Annotated in this window: 16 protein-coding genes; 13 read left to right on the plus strand and 3 right to left on the minus strand. The window is 41.8% G+C overall.

Going from position 1 to position 18,328, the window contains the following annotated elements:
* Positions 1–316 precede the first annotated feature (316 nt).
* Complete coding sequence (locus MTBBW1_RS07170) at positions 317–667, minus strand: DMT family protein (protein WP_080801276.1); 351 nt, start codon at positions 665–667, stop codon at positions 317–319.
* Positions 668–925: 258 nt separating this feature from the next.
* Positions 926–2,116, minus strand: coding sequence for a hypothetical protein (locus tag MTBBW1_RS07175; protein WP_080801278.1), 1,191 nt, complete (start codon positions 2,114–2,116; stop codon positions 926–928).
* A gap of 717 nt (positions 2,117–2,833) precedes the next feature.
* On the opposite strand from MTBBW1_RS07175, the gene MTBBW1_RS07180 reads away from it, so the two are divergent.
* The 13 genes from MTBBW1_RS07180 (at position 2,834) to MTBBW1_RS07240 (ending at position 17,556) form a co-directional block, all read left to right on the plus strand.
* Positions 2,834–3,397: a DUF2179 domain-containing protein gene (locus MTBBW1_RS07180; protein ID WP_080801280.1), complete on the plus strand. Its 564-nt coding sequence runs from the start codon at positions 2,834–2,836 to the stop codon at positions 3,395–3,397.
* An 84-nt stretch (positions 3,398–3,481) separates the two neighbouring features.
* Entirely contained in the window at positions 3,482–4,255 is a 774-nt protein-coding gene (locus tag MTBBW1_RS07185) for a substrate-binding periplasmic protein (protein WP_080801283.1), read from the plus strand.
* Between the two features lie 508 nt (positions 4,256–4,763).
* On the plus strand, positions 4,764–5,492 hold the full coding sequence (locus tag MTBBW1_RS07190) for a FadR/GntR family transcriptional regulator (RefSeq protein ID WP_080801286.1): 729 nt from the start codon (positions 4,764–4,766) through the stop codon (positions 5,490–5,492).
* Positions 5,493–5,674: 182 nt separating this feature from the next.
* Positions 5,675–7,201: an ABC transporter substrate-binding protein gene (locus MTBBW1_RS07195; protein ID WP_080801289.1), complete on the plus strand. Its 1,527-nt coding sequence runs from the start codon at positions 5,675–5,677 to the stop codon at positions 7,199–7,201.
* 327 nt (positions 7,202–7,528) lie between these two features.
* Entirely contained in the window at positions 7,529–8,284 is a 756-nt protein-coding gene (locus MTBBW1_RS07200; protein WP_080801292.1) for a substrate-binding periplasmic protein, read from the plus strand.
* Positions 8,281–9,558, plus strand: a complete 1,278-nt coding sequence (locus MTBBW1_RS07205; RefSeq protein WP_186441137.1) for an FAD-dependent oxidoreductase — start codon at positions 8,281–8,283, stop codon at positions 9,556–9,558. The genes MTBBW1_RS07200 and MTBBW1_RS07205 overlap by 4 nt, the downstream gene beginning before the upstream one ends.
* Positions 9,559–9,637: 79 nt before the next feature.
* Positions 9,638–10,981: an FAD-dependent oxidoreductase gene (locus tag MTBBW1_RS07210; RefSeq protein ID WP_080801297.1), complete on the plus strand. Its 1,344-nt coding sequence runs from the start codon at positions 9,638–9,640 to the stop codon at positions 10,979–10,981.
* A 480-nt stretch (positions 10,982–11,461) separates the two neighbouring features.
* Positions 11,462–12,571, plus strand: a complete 1,110-nt coding sequence (locus tag MTBBW1_RS07215; protein ID WP_080801300.1) for a pyridoxal-phosphate-dependent aminotransferase family protein — start codon at positions 11,462–11,464, stop codon at positions 12,569–12,571.
* A 70-nt stretch (positions 12,572–12,641) separates the two neighbouring features.
* Positions 12,642–13,253 (plus strand): Uma2 family endonuclease, encoded by a 612-nt coding sequence (locus MTBBW1_RS07220; RefSeq protein WP_080801302.1) that lies wholly within the window; start codon positions 12,642–12,644, stop codon positions 13,251–13,253.
* A 16-nt stretch (positions 13,254–13,269) separates the two neighbouring features.
* Positions 13,270–14,214, plus strand: coding sequence for an ABC transporter permease (locus MTBBW1_RS07225; protein WP_080801305.1), 945 nt, complete (start codon positions 13,270–13,272; stop codon positions 14,212–14,214).
* A gap of 237 nt (positions 14,215–14,451) precedes the next feature.
* Positions 14,452–15,408 (plus strand): ABC transporter permease, encoded by a 957-nt coding sequence (locus MTBBW1_RS07230; protein WP_080801308.1) that lies wholly within the window; start codon positions 14,452–14,454, stop codon positions 15,406–15,408.
* A 70-nt stretch (positions 15,409–15,478) separates the two neighbouring features.
* The gene (locus MTBBW1_RS07235) at positions 15,479–16,495 is read left to right on the plus strand and encodes an ABC transporter ATP-binding protein (RefSeq protein ID WP_080801311.1); all 1,017 of its coding nucleotides are present in this window, start codon (positions 15,479–15,481) and stop codon (positions 16,493–16,495) included.
* A gap of 2 nt (positions 16,496–16,497) precedes the next feature.
* On the plus strand, positions 16,498–17,556 hold the full coding sequence (locus MTBBW1_RS07240; RefSeq protein WP_080801314.1) for an ABC transporter ATP-binding protein: 1,059 nt from the start codon (positions 16,498–16,500) through the stop codon (positions 17,554–17,556).
* A 274-nt stretch (positions 17,557–17,830) separates the two neighbouring features.
* Here the strand turns inward: MTBBW1_RS07240 and MTBBW1_RS07245 are convergent.
* Positions 17,831–18,328: helix-turn-helix transcriptional regulator (locus MTBBW1_RS07245; protein WP_222424005.1), on the minus strand; the 498-nt coding region annotated here is incomplete at its 5' end.

Below are 18,328 nucleotides of genomic sequence, written 5' to 3' on the forward strand. Positions count from 1 at the left end.
TCTGCTAAACCGTTATGGTCGAATTAAACGGGTAAGGGCATAACCAGATTATGAATTGTCTGCCGCCTTTACATGATGAATTTCCTGCGCCCTTACCATGATGACGAAGTGGGATTGTAGGATTTTGTTTGGCACTTTTCCTAAATAAACTGGCATCTTTCATTTATCGGTTTACACTTTTCTGAACCATGATTTTCATGATTAAGGGATTTTCTTGATTATTCATCATGTTAATCCTTAAATCCTTTAATCATGGTTCAAAATTTTCCGAAAAGTGTAAACTACTTTTGAGCTGATATGAAGGATGCCAATAAACTTATGCCATTCTGCTTCTGAAAATAAAAAAAACTGCTCCGACCAGACATAAACCAGCCCACAAGTAATCCATTTTCAGAGGCTCTTTAAGATAGTAAAATGAAAAAGGTACAAATACAGTTAACGTGATAACCTCCTGAATTATCTTGAGTTCACCTATTTTCAGGACTGAATAACCAATCCGGTTTGCCGGAACCTGAAGCAAATACTCAAAAAGAGCAATTCCCCAGCTTACAAGAGCAGCTATTATCCAGACCCTGGTGTTTAACGCCTTAAGATGCCCGTACCAGGCAAATGTCATAAAAACGTTACTGCAAATCAAAAGAAGAATTGCAGTTGCAACGGGGTTCATAAGAAAACTTCCTTCAACACCAGTAAATATTAATGCAGGGGCAAGACATTGCTTACCCCTGCATCTCTTATGCATGGCTACTAAGGAATTGATTTTTAATAACTTGCCCTTTCACCTCGCCCCCAGCCACATTTTACAGGCTTGGGAGGGGGAGTTTGGGTAAGTTGATTAAACCCAATTACTAAGTATTAAATATCTGTATCTGTTTTTCATCACAGGAGGTGCAGAAACCCGGCCATGAGTGTTTACATCAATTCATTAGAATATGGTATAGGCCAGACCAAAATAGAAAGTTGTGACAATATCATCATCTAAATTGTCACCCTTATCAATGTGGTCAAAACCCAAGGTTGTCACAGCATCAATTGTGTTTGAAACATAGAAACGAAGACCTGTCTCAAGTGAATTTTTGTAGGTATCATCACCTTCGGAAGCCAGAATGATATCCAGCTCCCAAAGGTTGGTCCAGTCAATTTTATCGGTTATTTCATAGGTCAGCCATGCCTCATTGGTGAATGTGTTATCCATATCACCAAATTCCCAGTCCACAAGTATTGTGGAATATGAGATTCTATCAATAAACTGCCATTTGAATCCAACAGGTCTTGCATATTCAGCATAAAGAGATAATCCCGGGTCGCCTTCATTTCCGGCATAATCGGAAATCAGGTAATCCACACCAGCACCAACTTCCCAGCCATGTTTACGTCTGAGCACATTTTCATCTGTAAGAATATCCTGAATCCGTATGATCCCCATGGCTCCAAGGCTCTCCCCTGTCAATACACCGGCTTCCCTGAAAACCCTTTCCATAGCTTCATACCAGTATTTCTCATACTCTTTGAGGCTGTATCTGCTTTTGTATTCATTTTCCTTTGCAATGACAGTGGCAAGCCTCAGGTAATATTCATTAGAAAGCTCACCTTTAATAATACCGTATCTTTTAAGATCCTCAACGCAGCGATACGCTTCCATCAAAGGTGTGGCAGTGGTGATTCTGCCATATCCCATACCAACCGTAACTTTTGCGTAGGGGTCATTTTCATTGGAATTTTCAAGATCCTGAAGTCCCAGATCAAAACGGCCAAACCCGAAAATAGAGTTATCATTTTCAAGATATTTTTTTCCCACTGACCAGGCATCAAAACGGAAATTCCTCGCTGTGGAATCCTCATCATCCGCACCTCTGTTAAAGTCTGCCTCACCCTTTGCATAACCTTCTATTTTCAGAGGTAGTGTACTGTACTCCATGTCATATTCCATCCGAGCAGAACCATTGAAACTTGTCTGATCCTGGTTACCATCCTTGAGATTGAAAAGTGCCTGAATCTCAGCATCCTGATATTGAAGATCCGGGTCAAGATAGTCTGTCAACTCAATTGCCATGCCGTAAAAAGGTACCATGACTGTAAACAGCCCTGCCAGTAAACCTGTTATCATCTTTTTCATCTTTTTGCTCCTCACCCTTAAAGTGCTTTGTTGCACACGTCAGAACCTTTTTAGCTCTGATTTTCCGAACAATTCGGAATCAGCGGTTCCCCTGCATTTCATCTTTATGACCCCCTACTGCTGTAAATGCATTGCTGTCAGACAGGCTAATTGATCTCAATCATGAATCAACGGGCTGAAACAATATATAAAAACAGGCAATTACAAGAACATAGCAGGCGTATTGACAATCTGTCAAGGTCAATAAAGAAAACACACATATCAAAAAACATGCCACAATTTTTTTTATAACCGCAATGTCCTGCCATACACAGCAAGTATGGCTCTTGCGACGCTCAAAATATCGGAAATTTCATAGAACTACATCATAAATAATTAATCTGAAATAGTTGAACTCCCAAAATCTTTGCTTGACCCACGCACCATTTTGGCTGAAGATGTAATGGAAAAAACTGGAATAAGACAGCACAATCTATTTAATTTGGGCATCTTTCATTTACCAGTTTACACTTTCCCGAACAGAATGCCCGTTTTTCGGGGATACTGTTCCGGAAAGTGTAAAATACTTTCTGTATGATATGAAGGATGCCTTAATTTGAAAGTTTTTTACATAAAACCCTTCACAAGATGGTGTTTTCAGGAATACTTTCATCTCTTCGATTGTGGCGGTCATCCGCAATGTAAGCTATATGAAACTAAAAGGTTTAACAGCACAAAATGTTAGAACAAAATATCATTATCACCGGAATTTTTGTCTTTTTTGCAAGGATCTGCGATGTCTCCATCGGAACTGTCAGGACCATTCTGACTGTACAGGGAAGAACTCTTATATCCTTTATTCTGGCAATTTTTGAAATATCCATATGGGCACTTGTTGCCGGCACAGTACTTACCCAGCTCAATGAAAAACCTCTTCTTATAGTTTTTTACGCTTTTGGCTATGCCACAGGAAATGTTGTGGGTATTCTTGTTGAACGCAAACTTGCCTTTGGTATTATTATTCTGAAACTTCTCACAAAAAATGCGGGGCAGGAAATTGCGGACTACCTGCGACAAAAAAGACAGCCTGTAACAGTGTTTATTGGTGAAGGCATGAAAGGCCCTGTATATGAGTTGTACATTGCATGCCGCAGACGGGAGTTAAAGTGGATTCTGCCTGAAGTCAAAAAGATGGATGAGCATATATTCTACGTAATTGAGCAGGCACGGGATATGAGCAGCCTTTTAAAACCCATTGCAACTCCTATGGGAGGGTGGAGGAACATATTTAAAAGGAAATGATTTTTTTTATCATTTTAAAAGGAATACTTAAATTGATTTATTTTACGGTATTGTCAAAACCATTTTAAAAAGGAGAGTACAGCAATGAGAAACCTGCTTTTTATTTCTACTATGATCATCACAACTCTTATATATTCACATTCTTTTATTTTCGCAGAAACAATTACAATTGTTGCAGATCGATGGTGTCCATATAATTGTAAACCTGACAGCGACAGACCAGGTTACGGCATTGAGGCAGCTAAAATTATTTTTGAACGTGCAGGACATACAGTAGATTATTCTGTCGTACCATGGGCAAGGGCATTAAAACACACAAGTGATGGTAAATACAATGCTGTGATAGGTGCCTTTATTGAAGATGCGCCTGATTTTATTTTTCCTGAAAATGAAATTGGTGTATCCCAAATTTCATTCTTTGTTAAAAAGGGCAATCCATGGAAGTACACTGGTATTGAGTCCCTTGAATCAATAAAGGCTGGCATAATTTTGGATTATTCTTACGGAGAGAATCTTGATAAATATTTCAGCTCCGTAAAACAAAATCAATCCAAAGTGGATATTACTGCTGGGGATAATGCCCTTATCTCCAATATAAAAAAACTTGATGCAGGAAGGATTGACGCAGCCATAGAAGATACAAATGTCTTTTATCATACAGCAAAGCAAATAAATATGCTCGACAAAGTATCAATTGCAGGAAATTCTCATAAGGAAAAACTCTATATTGCATTTTCTCCTGCTCTTTCAAATTCAAAGCAGTATGCCGACCTGCTTTCAGAAGGAATTAATCAATTGAGAGATTCTGGTGAACTTAAAACAATTCTTGATAAGTATGGATTGATTGACTGGAAATAATTTTCCATTTTTCTCGATGTTAGACGGGCTGTTACGAAACGTTTTCTTTCAAACTTTGATTGTAGGGTAAAAATTGAGTCCACGCTTTCCTCGATTCCTTTCAGAACCGTTACCGTTTCAGGCATGATGAAAACCAGCTAATGCTGGAAAATCAAGCACAGATATTAGTATGCAACGTTTTTCCGAAAGAGCATAAAAAAACATCTTGACAAACTCATCAGATAAGTAGCATAAGAAGATGAGTTAAATTTATAAAGTAGCAACCATAAATGAAGTCGAACTACCCGATCCAAAGAAATAAATGCAACAAAATAACACTCCCCAGCCAAAAAACTTAATCTGATGAGGCTTAAAATCTTAGGAATTGATTTTTAATAACTTGCCCATTCATCTCACCCCCAGCCACCTCTTACAGGCTTGCCATGGGGAGCTTGGGAAAGTTAATTAAACCCAATTACTTATTTAGATAACAAATCCAGGGAAACCAAAAGAATCCACGGAGAAGACAATGAACATACCCATTCAGAAAATCACTGCAACAGAAGCAGTTGTTGATAATCTCAGGGAGCGTATTATAACGTGTGAGTTTGAGGCAGGAGAAAAACTTCCCAGTGAGCAGTCGCTTTTAAAGCAGTACAATGTAAGCCGCCTTACTCTAAGAGAAGCCCTTGCAAAATTATCAGCATGGGGAGTAATAGATGTAAAGCAAGGCAAGGGTGCCTATATAAGCGAAAATGTAAGCATTCCTGCCCTTGACAGTGTACTTATCCCCATGTTCCCCCAAAAAAATCCAGATAAAATGAATGAGCTTGTTGAAGCCAGAAATCTTCTTGAATCTGAAATTACAGCCAGGGTTGCCGTTAAACGTACATCAAAAGATATTGCAGAGCTTGAAAATCTTTTAACTTATGACAACAAAACCATAAACAGTGTTGAAAAATTTGCGGAAAGGGATTACACATTTCATCTGACCCTATCCCGTATGGCCGGAAATGAATTCTTCCACACCATGTACCAGGCACTCAATAGACAGATCCGTTTCTTTCTTCTTCAGTATGCCAGAAGCATTACAGACTGGAAGGCAGCATTAGAAAGACACATCCCCATCCTTGAGGCCATAATTGAGCAAAATGAAGAGAAGGCAAGAACAATCGCAAGGGAACATGCACGAATATGTGCATCCTATATCCACAAAAGGCAGCAGAAGTACCAGACAACAGGAGAGGTTATACAGTAAACGGACATGAAGGACGTTCAGTCACCACCGATCATGGAAATCATGCATCTATTTTCACGGTAAACCTTCATGGCCGAATTCAACTGCCACCCCCGACCATGAAAATGGTAAGGGTATTTTCACGGTAAAAACTGTACTTCTTATCCTGTTAAACATTAATCCATTTAGGAGGATACTTATTTATGAAAAGATTGGCACTATTTCTGGGAGTTGCTTTACTGGCAGTTTTTGTGGTTCACGGGGGGGCATTTGCAGAGCCAAAGGGAACTCTCAGGGTTGCCTTGACCAGCATGCCCAATTCACTTGATCTCTGTTACGGCGCTGACAGAAATGCATCAAATGCAGGATGGCGCCTCTACAATTCACTTGTGGTTGTAAATGATGACGGCATTATGGAACCTGCACTTGCAGAGAGTTGGAAGGTCTCAGACGACGGGATAATCTATACCATGAACCTAAGAAAAGGCGTCAAATTTCACAATGGTGAAGCCTTTAATGCCGATTCAGTGATTTTTTCCTGGAATCGCGGCAAGGGCAAAGAGGTTACCTGGCGAAAAAAATGGGATATAGTAAAGGAGATCGAAAAAATTGACGATTTTACCATAAAACTGAAACTTGAAAAACCCTATCCACTGCTTCTGCGCCAGATAAGCTACTTTTGGAATATCGTCCCTGAAGGTTACCTGAAAGAGGTTGGAGAAGATGGTTTTGCCAACCATCCAATGGGTACCGGACCCTTCAGATTTGTGGAGTGGAACAAAGGAGACCGCCTTGTATATGAAGCCAATCCTGATTACTGGGAAGCCGGAAAACCAAAGGTGGCAAAACTTGTTTTCAGGCCAATTGAAGAGTCAGCAACCCGTGTAGCTGCAATCAAGACAGGCGAAATTGACATAGTATCACGTCTCAGCTCAGAAGAAGCGGCCATGCTAAAAGGTGTTCCAGGAGTTGATGTAATTGAATATCCTGTTGACCGTGTATTTTACATTGCATTTAACAATCTCACATCAGGCAAAGGGCTACCCACAGAGCATCCATTGGTAAGACAGGCCATAAACTATGCTGTTGACATTGATGCCATCATAGATGCCCTTTTCAACGGTCATGGCAGACCAACAAACGGTTTTTTTGTCCCCACAAACCTTGGATATGACGAAAGCCTCAAGCCCTTTGGATATGATCCTGAAAAGGCAAAAGCCCTTCTAAAGGAGGCTGGATTTGCTGATGGTTTCAAGATCAAAATGGCAGCTCCAACAGGAGCATATTCACAGTTTGAACAGGTTTGCGAAGCAATTCAGGGCTACCTTGGTGAAGTTGGAATTGAAGTGAAACTTACACTTATGGAATCAGGAAAATACTGGGATCTTGAGGCAAAAAAAGAGCTGCCCCCAATGTTTGGAGATTCATGGTCATGCAGGGAAGGCGAACCCCTTGAGAGACTTGAAGGAACACTTGGCGGATTTAAACAGAGCTACTCTACATGGAGCGATCCCAAAATTGACGATATGCTTGCCAGAGTGGCTGTGATGCCGGATGAAAATGAAAGGGCAAAACTTTATGTTGAGCTGCAAAAATATATGCATGAAAACCCGCCATTTATATATCTTTACCAGCCAATGACCTTTGAGGCTGTCAGCAATAAGGTTAAAAACTACAAACCAAGGGCTGCCGAAGATTATTACCTGAAAAATGTTTCCATAGAAGAATAAAGAAACTCATTAATAAACTATCATGGCTTGGCATTGCCTCCCCCGATTATGTAAATCACTTTACAGTGAAAATACTCCTCATCATTATTTAAATCGGGGGTGGCAGTATAATACTCAAAATCGACATCTTATTGCTTTTTCAGAAGTTATTGCATTTGTCTGAATCAGGATAACCAGGATAGATAGGATGTTCAAGATAGATAATCCTGCCTTATCCTGTGAATCTTGGGAATCCTGATTCAGACAGTGTTGACAAGGCTTACAAGATCATAGGTGTCGATTTTGAGATAATAAACAAGAAATACAAAGGAACGAAGGAACAAAGAAATGAAAAAACTACCGCTTATCTTTCTGTCAATGCTTATTCTCATCTTTATTACCTCAAACATATCTGCAAATGAAACAGTTCGTCTTGCCATTGGAGACTGGGCACCCTATACATCAGAAACTGATCCTGATGGCAAACTTCTGGAGGAGGTTGTAACAGAAGCATTTAAAGCAGAAGGAATTGATGTTGAGTATGCCTACTATCCCTGGAAAAGAAGCTATGTAAATGTAGAAAAGGGAAAATATGATGGAACCTTTCCCTGGAACAAAACAGAAGAGCGCGAAAATGAATTCTATTTCCATAAGGAGTCTCTGATAAAAGATCCTGGTGTATATTTTCACCTGAAAAGTAAAGATTTTGACTGGAACACCATTGAGGATCTTAAAAAATACAAGGTGGGAGTGACAATAGGATACAAGCAGGAAGAGACGTACAAAGAGCACGGCATAGTTGCTGACACTGTTCCTGATGAACAGATGAATTTCAAAAAGATGCTTGTAGGAAGAATTGATGTATATCAGACATCCAAGGTTGTTGGTTATGCAACAATTAACAAGCTCTTTCCGCCGGAAGAGGCAAAGCTTTTTACTAACCATCCAAAAGCTGTGGAAGAGAGCGAGTACTACATTTTGTTTTCCAAGAAAACACCTAATGGACAACATTTTGCAGACAAATTTGATTCAGGCCTGAAAAAGATAAAAGAGTCAGGTCTGTATGATAAAATCCTTGTCAAATACCTTGGAGAATCCCATTGAAATCCGTATCGGAAAAAGTTGATGTTGTTGTTGCCGGTGGCGGAACTGCCGGCCATATAGCTGCCATTCAGGCAGCAAGAGCCGGAGTTACAACATCTGTCATTGAGGCAGGCACAATGCTTGGCGGGACAATGACAGCAGGCGGGGTTTACATGCCCAACCACTTTTACAGCACAAGGGGGCCTGTTGTACTTGGAATTCCCTGGGAGCTTTACACAAAGTCAAAAAAGACAGAAGGTCTTCCAATTCCTGATTACCAAAAAAGAAGACCTGTTGAAACACCTGGATATTACTCATACATCAATGTCCCCATCTATGCTGCCATTGCAGAACAGGAAGCTGTGGATGCAGGAGTTATACTCCATTACCACGAATTTGTTTCCCATGTCCGGCAGGATGGCAATTTCTGGGAAATAACATCCCTTGGAAGAGGCATAAAGCGCACCACAAAGGCAAAAGAGATAATCGACTGTACAGGTGATGCAGATGTTGTACGTATGCTTGGACTACCTGTAATACAGGATACAAAACGCCAGCCAGGCTCATATCAGTACAAAATTGAAAACATTGAACATGAACAGATATGGGAAAAGGAAGTCCAGGCAATTTATGAAGAGGCAATGGCAGACAGGAGACTTCAGAAGGGAGATTTTGCCTATCCAAACATGCTTCCCTTTAAAAATTTTCTTGATTACGGCGGACACAACTGCACCCACATATATGCATCCGACACTTCAAGTGCCGACGGACAGACCACAGCCAACATTGAAGGCAGAAAAAGGATGCTAAGGATGTTTAAGTTTATCACAACATCCATCCCTGGCTGTGAACGTGCAGTACTTAAAACCATGGCTTCCCATGCCCTTGGACGCGATTCTTTCAGGGCAGATGGCGAATATATGGTAGCAAAAGAAGATTTCATGAAAGCAACCGATTTTAAGGATAAAATCTGCAATGCTTTCAACTATATTGACATGCACAGCGAATCAAAAGGATGTGAGGTGACATTTCTGAAATCCGAAGAGCTGCTTCCCAAGGTTCCCTTTCGTGCCCTTATACCAAAGGGAAGTTCTCGTATAACAGTTGCAGGAAGAATTGTCTCTTCAGAAAAAGTTGCCTTTGCCGGAATCCGTGCCCAGTGCACATGTATGGCCATGGGTCAGGCAATGGGAGCTGCGGCAGCACTTGCTGTAAAAAGGAATATGCCCTCCAGGGTAATTCCTGCAAAAGATATTGTGGCTTTGACCCTGGAACATGGCGCAGTTCCAATATAATCCCAAATATTTGCCTACCGTCACGATATAAAAATTTCATTTTTATATCAAAAACATCTTGATCAAGGAAAAGCAGGATATGAAATACATCCAGGAAGCCCCAAAGAAAATTCCCGTAATTGCCGAAACCGATGTGCTTGTGGTTGGAAGTGGCCCATCAGGTCTTGCTGCTGCAATTGCATCTGCAAGGGAAGGCGTTGATACAATGCTGGTAGAAAGATATGGATGTTTTGGCGGCAATATAACACAGGCAATGGTGGAGTCCATTGGCTGGTATCGCCACGAAGGAACTGTGGAGTCCGAGGGTATTGGACTTGAATTTGAGGCAGAAGCCAAACAATTCGGAGGAGAGAGAAAGGAACCCCAGTCCATAAGCCAGGTGCTTGAGGCTGATATATTCAAATGCGTTGCAGACAAACTTGTGGAAGAGGCTGGCATTGAAAAATATCTGCACTGCCTTGGGGTTGAGGCAATAAGAGAAGGAAATTGTATAAAGGGAGTTATTACAGAGAGCAAGGAGGGGCGCAAGGCAATTTTGGCAAAACAGGTAATTGACTGCACAGGTGATGCTGACATTGCATTCAGGGCAGGTGTCCCATGCCGACAACCTCCCAAAACAGAGATTGAGGGTGTATCTGTAAGTTTTGGCTGCAGTGGTGTAAATCGCGACAGGTTCATGGAGTATGTCAGCAAAACCCCTGGCAAACTTGGTCAGTGGGCAGTTGAAACAAGCGGCAAAGAGGCAGAGCTTTTCAGCCCCTACCTTGCAGAGCCATTTGCCAAAGCACGCCAGAATGGAGAGATTCCCAATGATGTCATGACCTTTGGAACCTGGAGCAGCATAACAGAAACAGGTGAGGCCACATATCTGAACATGACATATATGCTGGGACTTGATCCCACACTGTTAAAAGATCTGACCCATGGGGAAATAGAGGGCAGAAAACAGGCAATGATGGCAATTGCTGCTTTAAGAAAATATACCCCGGGCTTTGAAAATGCAAGATTAAGAACCTTTGGTTCATCACTTGGTGTAAGGGAGTCCCGAAAAATCATAGGCCGCTACACCATGACAGAAGATGATGTAAGAAACCAGGCAAGATTTCATGATTCCATAGGAATTTTTCCTGAATTTCTGGATGCATATGGAGTTGTCATAATTCCCACAACCGGCAGATATTTTCAGGTACCATACGGCATTATCCAACCGAAAGGCATGGAAAACCTTCTGGTTGCAGGACGATGCGTATCAGGAGACAGGATATCCCATTCAGCTCTGCGCCAGATGATGTGCTGCACCGTAACAGGACAGGGGGCAGGTGTTGCAGCAGCAGTATCGGTAAAAGAGGGGGTATCAACAGGAAATGTCAATATTGAACATGTTCAGAATGCCCTAATAAAACAAGGTGTGCGAATAAATTGAAACATAAATCAAAATAAAACCGAAATAAATGTAGAAATAAATGTAGAAACGAATGTAGAAACGAATGTAGAAATAAATGTAGAAACGAATGTAGAGACGAATGTAGAGACGTTGCATGCAACGTCTCTACGTCCAAACAATACGTCCAAACAATACGTCCAAACAATACGTCCAAACAATACGTCAAAACAATACGTCAAAACAATACGTCAAAACAATACGTCAAAACAATACGTCAAAACAATACGTCAAAACAATACGTCAAAACAATACGTCAAAACAATACGTCAAAACAGTACGTCAAAACAATACGTCAAAACAATACGTCAAAACAATACGTTAAAAACAATACGTCAAAACAACACGTTAAAAACAATACGTCAAAACAACACGCTAAAAACAATACGTCAAAACAACACGTTAAAAACAATACGTTAAAAACAACACGTCAAAACAAACCAACAAAAACAAGGAATTACCATGAACAACCTGTTAGACGATATTCAAAAAATAACCCTCATGGGTCCCGGGCCATCCTGTGTGGATGATTCTGTTTTAAATGCAATGGCAAAAGATACCATAGGTCATCTTGACCCTGCCTTTATTAAAATCATGGATACAATGAAAGGGCAGCTTAAAACTCTTCTTCACACCGAAAACCAGCTTACTATTCCGGTTTCCGGAACAGGTTCTGCCGGAATGGAGAGCTGCTTTGTCAACCTAATTGAAAAAGGTGACGCAGTTCTTGTACTTATAAACGGCGTTTTTGGAATGCGTATGCAGGATGTGGCAACCCGTCTTGGTGCAGATGTGGATACCCTGGAATTTGAGTGGGGAACACCTGTAATTGTGGATGATGTCAAAAAACAGATTGCAAAAAAAGCGTACAAGATAGTTGCGGTGGTTCATGCTGAAACATCCACAGGCGTAAAAAATCCTGTGGCTGAAATCGGAGCGCTTGTAAAGGGAAGCGATACCATATATCTTGTGGACGCTGTCACAAGTTTTGGTGGCATTGAGATCACAATGGATGCATGGGGCATTGATGTTCTCTACAGCGGAACCCAGAAATGCCTCTCATGCCCTCCGGGTCTTGCCCCCATATCATTTTCTGAAAAGGCTGTGGCAGCTATCAAGCAGAGGAAAACCAAAGTCCCCAACTGGTATCTTGATCTTACCATGATAATGAACTACTGGGCAGGTGCCACCCGTGCTTATCACCACACTGCCCCCATCAACATGCTGTATGGATTGTACCAGGCACTTTACCTGATTCTTGAAGAGGGCGAAGATGCTGTATATAAACGCCATATGGATAACCACCTTCTTCTGGTTGATGGTTTAAAAGAGATCGGCATAAACATGCTTGTGGATGAGTCTTGCCGACTGCCCATGCTCAACTCTGTTCATATACCCGAAGGTGCAGATGACGCTGCTGTCAGAAGCAGGCTTTTGAAAGAGTTTAAAATTGAAATAGGAGCAGGTCTTGGACCACTTGCAGGCAAAATCTGGAGAATAGGCTTAATGGGACACACAGCCAGACCTGAGAATGTTGAAAAACTGCTGACTGCACTTAAAAAGGTTCTGTAAAATAACCTGAAAAACATTTTTCCCCTCTCCTTCTCCGGAGGGGGAAAATTTCTCATAAAAAGAGACAAACATGCTATTACAGGAAAAAAACAATATTACTCCTGAAGAGTATCTGAGTCTGGAAAGAGATTCTGAAATAAAAAATGAATATTTTGCCGGTGAAATGTATGCAATGGCTGGTGCAAGCAGAAGTCACAATAAAATTTCTACCAATATTGTAAGGGTGCTCGGCAATCAGTTAATTGAAAAACCATGCAGTATCTTTTCAAGCGAAATGAAGGTAAAAATAGAGGCAATAAAGAAATACACATATCCTGACATAGTTGTTGTTTGCGGAAATGAAGAATATGATGATGAAAATAATGATATTCTTTTAAATCCGGTTGTGATAATTGAAATTCTTTCTGATTCAACAGAAGCTTACGACAGGGGAGACAAATTTTCGCATTACCAGTTTATAGACTCATTTGCTGAATACATTCTTATTTCACAATATTTTCAAAAAATTGAAAAATTTATCAGAAAAAAAGACAACACCTGGATATATTCAAAATACGAAAAAACGGAAGATACTATCACCATCCACTCCATCAACTGCCAGCTTTCTTTATCCGATGTTTACAAAGACGTAAATTTAAGCGAATACCATATGAGACGAAATCAATTAAAACTGAAAACCTGAAAAAGGTGATAATCATATGCAAAAATACATATTTTCCCGCCTGGTCCAATCCTTATGTATTTTATTTGGTGTTTTATTCATTGTATTTTTCATGATGCAGGTGACAGGAGATCCTGTATCCCTTCTACTTTCCCGCCATGCCACTCCCCAGGAGGTGGAGGAGATGCGGGAGGAGCTTGGCTACAACCGCCCCATTTTAATTCAATTTACATCCTTTGTCTCAAGAGCTGTTGTGGGGGATTTTGGCAGATCATTCCGGCATAAACAGCCTGCAATGGATCTTATCATAGAGAGACTACCTGCAACCGTGGAACTTGCAGTGACAGCCCTTCTCATATCACTGATACTTGGAATTCCACTTGGGCTTATATCAGGCTCAAATCCGGGCAGCTTCTGGGATGTTATCTCCAGGGGAACAGGTCTTCTGGGTCAGACAATTCCCAACTTCTGGCTTGCACTTATACTTATTCTTGTCTTTAGTGTAAATCTTGGCTGGTTTCCCTCATTTGGAAGGGAGACGTGGCATTTTATGGGTTTGACACTTCCCACACGCTCGGTAATTCTGCCGGCCTTTTCGCTTTCACTTTTTACAATGGGTCAGCTTATCAGATTCACCCGCTCCGCAGTCCTTGAAATCAGAAGCGAGGACTATGTAAGAACTGCCTACAGCAAGGGAATTCCGGACAGAAAAGTCTATATCCGCCATATTTTAAGAAATGCATCCATCCCCCTTATCAGCATTGTGGGAGTGCAGTTTGGATATCTTCTCAGCGGCTCAATCTATATTGAGACCATATTTTCATGGCCAGGACTTGGTAATCTTCTTGCAGAATCAATTGGAAATCGCGATTTCGCACTGGTTCAGGCAATTGCATTTTTCTCAAGTTTCGTGGTTGTAACCCTAAATCTTCTGACCGATATCGCCTATGGTCTGGCTGATCCAAGAATTAGATATGAATAAACGGGCATAATTGCGCGTCAATCACCCCCCAAATATAGATTTCCAGAAAAATATTTGGCATTCTCAATTCTGAAGGGCAACCACAAGGGATTGCCCCTACACTGCCTGCCAATTTAATTATCTGGAACAGTATATAAAAAATGATAGTTATTTTCATGGTAAACGGACATGGCGGGAGTTCCCTCACCCTTGATCATGAAAATAATGTATCCATTTCCACGATAAAAAGAGGTAAACATGGATAACAACTCAACCGGTCAGCAGATACCAACCGGAGTTGCAGCATCAACAGGGCTTGCCATTGATCAGAAACAGGAGACCGGCCTGTGGCATTTCATAAAATATACAGCCCATCTTCTTGCAAGGGATAAGGCCGGAACCATCGGCCTTATCATGTTTGTCATTGTTGTTTTATCAGCCATTCTTGCACCATGGATATCCCCCCACGATCCTTTGAAGCAGAACCTGCGACATGCAAAAAAACCTCCTGCCTGGTACGAAAAAGGCACAATGGAGTATCCCCTTGGCACAGACAATCTTGGAAGAGATATTTTAAGCAGAATCATCTACGGAAGCAGGGTATCCCTTACAGTGGGCTTTTTTGGTGTGCTCATCGCAAGCTCCCTTGGAATTGTGATAGGTCTTTTTTCAGGCTACAAAGGCGGTAAAACAGATAATATCATCATGGGCGGTGTTAACATGATACTTGCCCTGCCCTATCTTGTTTTTGTGGTTTTTATCGCAGCCATACTTGGAAGCAGTCTTTTGAATGTAATACTTATATTTGGATTCACAGATATCCCAATTTTTGTCAGGATAACAAGGGGGGAAGTTATCAAGATGCGTGCATCAGGCTTTGTTGAGTCAGCCGTAAGTATAGGAGCTACCGGCAACCGCATTATTTTCAGCCATCTTCTGCCAAATCTTATAGGTCCCATTGTCACCATTGCCACATTTGAGATGTCAGCCATGATATTCTATGAAGCAGGATTGGGATTTCTGGGATTAAGTGTCCCGCCGAGTGTCCCAAGCTGGGGTAACATGCTTGCAGCCGGAAGAAAATATCTGGTGATCTATCCCTGGATTGCAACATTTCCGGGGCTTGCCATTGTCTTTACAGGCCTTGGCATGAATCTTCTCGGGGACTGGCTGCGAGATGTGCTTGACCCCCGTATGCGAAGAGTAAAAAAATAGAATATATGTCCATATTTAGACATTATTGATAAAGCTCAAAAAAAACAATGCCCAAAGAGAGACCGAATTTATGGCAAAAATTCTTGAAGTAAATGATCTGATTACCCGCTTTTACACCTTTGACGGAGTAGTACACGCACTCTCCGGAGTATCCTTTGATTTGGATGAGGGAGAGACGCTTGGCATTGTTGGAGAGAGCGGGAGCGGCAAAAGCGTCACCATGATGTCCCTGCTCCATCTTTTACCAACGCCACCTGCAAGGATTGAAGGGGGCAAAGCTCTCTTTTACAGCAACCGCAATGAGCAGAACAATAATACAGATCCTGTGGATCTCCTTCAACTTGATAAATCCGGCATCAGAAAGATAAGAGGCGGCAAGATCGGGTTCATATTTCAGGATGCATTGAGTGCTCTCAATCCTGTTATGACAATTGGCAGACAGATCAGTGAAACCCTGATTGAACATCTTGGAATGACTGTTGATGAAGCAAAAAAGCGAAGCATTGAACTTCTGGAATATGTGGGAATACCTGAAGCAGAAAAGCGATTTTCCGCCTATCCACACCAGTTTTCAGGGGGTATGAGACAGCGAACCATGATTGCCGTTGCCATTGCCTGCAACCCAGAAATAATCATAGCAGACGAACCCACAACTGCTTTGGATGTAACGGTTCAGGCCCAGATAATAGAACTTGTCCAGAGGCTTAAAAAAGAGATGAAGATGTCTGTTATATGGATAACCCACGATCTTGGCGTTGTTGCAGGCATGGCAGACAGGGTTCTTGTTATGTATGCCGGCTCTGCTGTGGAGATTGCGCCGGTGGATGATCTCTTCTATAACCCGGGACACCCATATACAATAAAGCTTCTGGGAGCTCTTCCCAAAATCGGTGAGGAGGGGCAACACAGACTGGAGAGCATTGATGGAACCCCTCCTGATCTTCTCTCTCCGCCTGCCCACTGCCAGTTTGCTTGGCGCTGCCCCCATGCAGCAGAAAAGTGCTGGCAGGCTGTTCCGGCAGCAAGGGAGATATCCCCGGGACACCATGCAGCCTGTTTTTTTGATTTTGCAGCAAGGAGGCCTTAATAATGGTTCAAAACGCTGAAGTTTCTGGAAATATCAACTCTAATGGAATTGAACATAAAAAAACTGAACTCTCCAGGAGCAATCATAATCTGGTAACTGTCAAAAATCTGAAAAAATACTTTCCATTCACCAAAGGCTCTCTTTTCAACCGCAAAAAAGGCCAGATAAAGGCAGTGGATGATCTATCCTTTAATATCAGAAAAGGCGAAACCCTTGGAGTAGTTGGCGAAAGCGGATGTGGAAAATCCACAACAGGTAGAGCAATTCTACACCTTGAGAAACCAACAGCAGGCGAGATTGTAATTGACGGGGTGGATGTAACCAGGCTTACAAGGGAAGAGCTGCGCTGCATGAGACCCCAGATTCAGATGATCTTCCAGGACTCATATGCATCACTGAACCCCAGGCACGCCATAGGCCACATCATTTCCGAACCCATGATGATACACACAGACATGAAGCAGAGCGCCATGAAAGAGAGGGTCATGGAACTTCTTGAGCTTGTGGGACTCAATCCCAACCACTATGGACGATTTCCCCATGAGTTTTCCGGAGGACAGCGACAGAGAATCAACATTGCCCGGGCTTTATCACTCAACCCCAAATTTGTGGTTTGCGACGAACCCATATCCGCCCTTGACGTATCCATACAGGCACAGGTCATAAACCTTTTCCAGGATCTCCAGAAAGAGCTTGGGCTTACCTATCTTTTCATTGCACATGATCTGAGCATGGTACAGCATATATCTGATCGGGTGGCTGTAATGTATCTTGGAAAAATCATGGAGTTGACAACAAGGGAGAGACTTTTCAACACCCCCCTCCATCCCTATACCCAGGCACTTATGTCCGCCATTCCCATTCCTGACCCTGTCAAGGAGAGGCAGAGGCAAAGGATATTGCTGAACGAGGAGGTACCAAGTCCTGCAAATCCGCCGAATGGGTGTGTATTTAATACAAGATGCCCGGTTGCTGAGGAGATATGCACCCGAAGTGCTCCGGAATACCGTGAAATTGAAACAGGGCATTTTGTTGTGTGTCACAAGGTTGATGCCCTGTAAAAACTCAAAATCGACATTTTATTGCTTTTTCAGAAGTTATTGCATTTGTCTGAATCAGGATAACCAGGATGGATAGGATGTTCAGGATAGATAATCCTGCCTTATCCTGTTAATCCTGGGAATCCTGATTCAGACTGTGTTGACAAGGCTTACAAGATCATAGGTGTCGACTTTGAGTACATTACTAAGAAATAATGGAGAGTGGGGGATAAATGGGCAAGTTATTAAAAACCGATTCCTAAGTACAAAAGCTCCACTCAGTCCAAACACCGACCTACTTAAGCGTAGTCAGAAAGGTGGCAAGATTCACTTTTTCATTGAGGATTCCCAATTTTTTCCGAATGTAATTTCGGTAAGTTTCAACGCTTCTGTAAGAGATATTTAGAATAGCGGCAATCTCTTTTGAAGTAAGACCGGAGCGTATCATATTGCATATTTCATTTTCTCGAGGGGTGAGTCTGGGCATACGCCGGGTAAGGTTACTTCCAAATGCGGAAGTTAACTGCTTCAGCGTATCCTCCAGCAAGGTGATATATCCGATATCGATCTGAGAACCTCTGTTTTTCATTTTATCCAAAAGAGGGAGAATAAACTTATCCACATTGTCCAGAACCCGCTCTTCCAAGCTTTTTTTCTCCATCATAAGCTGGCTCATCAGCTCTCTTAGGGCAATGTTTTTCTCTTTCAGTAGCTGATTTTGATTTTTCAGTTGTTCTTCTCTTTCCAATAGGGCTTGTTCAGCATGTTTCTGTTCGGTGGTACGCCCCATACG

Origin of the sequence: Desulfamplus magnetovallimortis, from assembly GCF_900170035.1 — a bacterium.
In the GTDB taxonomy this organism is placed as follows: domain Bacteria; phylum Desulfobacterota; class Desulfobacteria; order Desulfobacterales; family Desulfobacteraceae; genus Desulfamplus; species Desulfamplus magnetovallimortis.